This window comes from Polaromonas sp. (genome assembly GCF_012927415.1).
In the GTDB taxonomy this organism is placed as follows: Bacteria; Pseudomonadota; Gammaproteobacteria; order Burkholderiales; family Burkholderiaceae_C; genus Polaromonas.
In genome coordinates this window covers 1-3,359 of sequence record NZ_JABBPF010000060.1, presented here as the reverse complement: position 1 = coordinate 3,359, position 3,359 = coordinate 1, and the positions used below count along the sequence as shown (strand labels likewise).

General features: G+C 60.5%; 4 protein-coding genes and 1 pseudogene. 3 read left to right on the top strand and 2 right to left on the bottom strand.

Going from position 1 to position 3,359, the window contains the following annotated elements:
* A pseudogene (locus HHJ19_RS06295) lies at positions 1 to 169 on the top strand (RNA polymerase subunit sigma-70); the annotation flags it as partial.
* 80 nt (positions 170 to 249) lie between these two features.
* Here the strand turns inward: HHJ19_RS06295 and HHJ19_RS06290 are convergent.
* Both HHJ19_RS06290 and HHJ19_RS06285 read right to left on the bottom strand, forming a co-directional pair.
* On the bottom strand, positions 250 to 993 hold the full coding sequence (locus HHJ19_RS06290) for a glycine zipper 2TM domain-containing protein (RefSeq protein WP_296905065.1): 744 nt from the start codon (positions 991 to 993) through the stop codon (positions 250 to 252).
* Between the two features lie 234 nt (positions 994 to 1,227).
* Positions 1,228 to 1,572, bottom strand: a complete 345-nt coding sequence (locus tag HHJ19_RS06285) for a Spx/MgsR family RNA polymerase-binding regulatory protein (protein WP_296905063.1) — start codon at positions 1,570 to 1,572, stop codon at positions 1,228 to 1,230.
* A gap of 217 nt (positions 1,573 to 1,789) precedes the next feature.
* On the opposite strand from HHJ19_RS06285, the gene pip reads away from it, so the two are divergent.
* Positions 1,790 to 2,776, top strand: coding sequence for a prolyl aminopeptidase (gene pip, locus HHJ19_RS06280; RefSeq protein ID WP_296905061.1), 987 nt, complete (start codon positions 1,790 to 1,792; stop codon positions 2,774 to 2,776).
* 68 nt (positions 2,777 to 2,844) lie between these two features.
* Positions 2,845 to 3,359, top strand: a 515-nt coding sequence (locus HHJ19_RS06275) for a Mur ligase family protein (protein WP_296905059.1), incomplete at its 3' end; no start/stop codon positions are given.

The following is a 3,359-nucleotide window of genomic DNA, read 5'->3' as shown; positions in this document are numbered from 1 at the left end:
CGGCGTGCTGGGTGGCGGTCCGGTAATCCGCCTGACGGCTGCCAGCAGCGACATCAGGGAAGTTCCCACATTGGCCATTACGCTGGAGCCCAAGGGTGGCGTGCCGCCGGGCAGCGGGCCCAGCGGGCCGGTGCTGTTCAAGGGCGCGTTGATCGAAACCGCCCAGTAGGCCGGAGCGTAGCCGCCACAGCGCAATCTGAAATCAAAAAGGGGACCCGCAAGTCCCCTTTTTTTATACCTGCTGAACGGTTAGCGCCAGTGGCCGCGGTGACCGCCGCCAAAACCCCGGCTGTAGCCGAAGTTCAGCGACAGCCCGATCGGCGGGTCGTAGGGGGCATAGTAAGACGGGGCATAGAAAGGCCGGGGGTAATAGGCCGGGTAGGCAACCGGCTGTACATAAACCGGTTGCTGCACCACATTTGTCTGGTAATAGACTTGTGACTGGGCTATGGGGGCCGTCTGGAAAGGCTGCGACGGTGGATATGCCTGGGCAGGCGCGGGCAGGGCGCCAACAGCCGAAACCTGCAACCGCACATAACTGCCAGGATCGCTGGCCATCTGGGTGTTGTACTGGGTTCCCTGGTATTCATAAACCACGTTGTAGTAAGCGGGACGATTTTCGTAAAACGTCTGGGTCGTGCATTGCTGGACGTTTTGCACCTGGTTGTTCGGCCCTTCGATGTTGTCCCCGATCATCGCGCCACCTACCAGGCCAATCAGGGTGGCTGCGGTCCTGCCGCCGCCACTGCCGATTGCATTGCCGGCAGCGCCGCCCGCCACCGCGCCCAGCAAGGCGCCCGCGCCTGACCTCGGTGCCTGCGTGATGACGGCCTGGTTGTTGCACACCTGCCGCGGCACGGCCACCTGTTGCACGACGGGGGTACTGGAGATAACCCGCGCCAGCATGTCCATCGCTGAAGCAGGCGAGGCAGCGAGTCCGGTCAGAACCGTAACGCAAGCCCCGACCAATGGTTTAACAAATACGTTTTTCATGATTCAAAGTCCTTTTTCAGCCCATCGCAGACACTGAACCGTGGTTGCAGGCCGCCCCGTAAAAAGAACGGTTGATGGTCCCAATCCTTTCCGGTGCTCATGCTTTTATCTATCTCTTATTTTCAATTTTAATAAATCTGAGTCATTTTGCGGCGCCGAGTTCGGTAAGCGGACTGTAAAGCTCATGTAGAACCGGGTTTTGCCGGAAAAGCCCGCATAACCCGCTTGTTCGGTTTAAGTCCGGCTGGCCCATGACGCAGCGTCAAACCCGACCGTTGTTTCATTTCCCCAATCGACCACGGGGCGCTTGATGGCGCTGGCATGGGCCCGCAGCAAGGTCTCGGCGCTGGCATCGTCCACCACGGCGGCCTTGGCGGCGGCATCGAGCTTGCGCCAGGTGCTGCCTTTGCGGTTCAAAAGCTTTTCTGAACCGACGGACTGCATCCATCGCGCCAGCTTTTCTGGCGGAACGCCCTGCTTTTTAAAATCATGAAACTCGTAGGCCTGCCCGTGCTCAGTGAGCCAGGCGCGGGCTTTTTTGACTGAATCGCAATTGGCGATGCCGTACAGGGTGATCATGTCGATTATTTTGCCATATTTTCACTAAAATGCCCTGTTGTCCATGTTTTATGGCTATAGTATGCTATAAAATAAATAGCAATTAAGGGCCCGGCAAGCAACCTCTTGCGGGCCGGCGTTCCGCGTGAACCGGCCATCGGCACAACGCTGGAATAATTGAGCAGTTGCCCTTGCGCCATGGCCTGACGCTGGGGCGCTCACCATTGATGGAGCCCCCATGACTTCTCTGACCGCACCCGCTGCAAGTCCTTCGCCCGGCTCTTCGCCTGGCCTTTACCCGCCGATCGAGCCGTTTCGCACAGGCATTCTCGAAACGGGCGACGGTCATTCGGTTTACTGGGAACTGTGCGGCAACCCGGCAGGCAAACCGGCTGTGTTTTTGCACGGCGGGCCGGGCGCGGGCTGCTCGACCGAGCACCGGCGGCTGTTTGACCCCGAGCGCTACTGCGTGCTGCTGTTTGACCAGCGCGGCTGCGGCCGCTCGCGCCCCAGTGCGTCGCTGGACAACAACACCACCTGGCACCTGGTGGCTGACATCGAGCAGTTGCGCACCCTGCTGGGCGTAGAGCGATGGCTGGTGTTTGGCGGCTCCTGGGGCTCATCGCTGGCGCTGGCTTACGCCCAGACAAACCCCGCGCGGGTGTCCGAGCTGGTCGTGCGCGGCATCTTCACCTTGCGGCGCGCCGAATTGCTCTGGTATTACCAGGAGGGTGCTTCCTGGCTGTTTCCCGATCTGTGGGAGGAGTTTCTGGCGCCGATACCCAAGGCCGAGCACGGTGATTTGATGGCCGCTTACCGCCAGCGCCTGGTGGGCTCCGATCGCTTAGCGCAACTGGCAGCCGCGCGTGCCTGGAGTTTGTGGGAAGGCCGCACACTGACGTTGCGGCCCGACCCGGCGGCAGCCGTCAAGCACGGCGACGACGACTTCGCGCTGGCCTTTTCGCGCATTGAAAACCACTACTTTGTGCACGCGGGCTGGCTTGCGGAGGGACAGTTGTTGGCAGGTGCGCGCCAGCTTGCCGGGATTCCCGGTGTCATCGTGCAGGGCCGCTACGACATGGCAACGCCCGCGAAAACCGCCTGGGAGCTGCACCGCGCCTGGCCCGAAGCGGAGTTTCACCTGATTGCCGATGCCGGTCATGCCTATCACGAGCCCGGCATCCTGGCGCAGTTGCTGGCCGCCACCGACCGCTTCGCCCGCTGAAGCGACTGCCGCACTGGCTGTACTTGCTTCCCAAGGGTTTTCCACCTTGCGCGACAATGCAGGCCAGCATGGAAAAACTCAAGACACTGGAAGACTGGCTGGCCTACTGCGAGCGCCTGCACCCGAAAACCATCGACATGGGGCTCGAGCGCGTGAGGGTGGTGGCCCGGCGCATGGGACTGAAATTCGATTGCCCGATCATCACGGTGGCTGGCACCAACGGCAAGGGCTCGACCTGCGCCATGCTCGAAGCCATTTTGATGGAGGCAGGTTACCGTACCGGTGTCTACACCTCGCCCCATCTGGTTCATTTTGAGGAGCGCTGCCGGGTCCGCGGCGACATCGTCAGTGCTTCGGATTTGATTGAAAACTTCATCCGCGTTGAAAGCGCAAGAAGCCAAAATGGTGATGAAGTCTCGCTGACTTACTTCGAATTCACCACGCTGGCGATTTTGCAGTTGCTGGCTGATTTGAAGCTCGATGTCGTCATTCTGGAAGTCGGCCTGGGCGGCCGGCTCGATGCTGTCAACATCCTGGATGCAGATTGCGCCGTCATCACCAGCATTGACTTGGATCACATGGA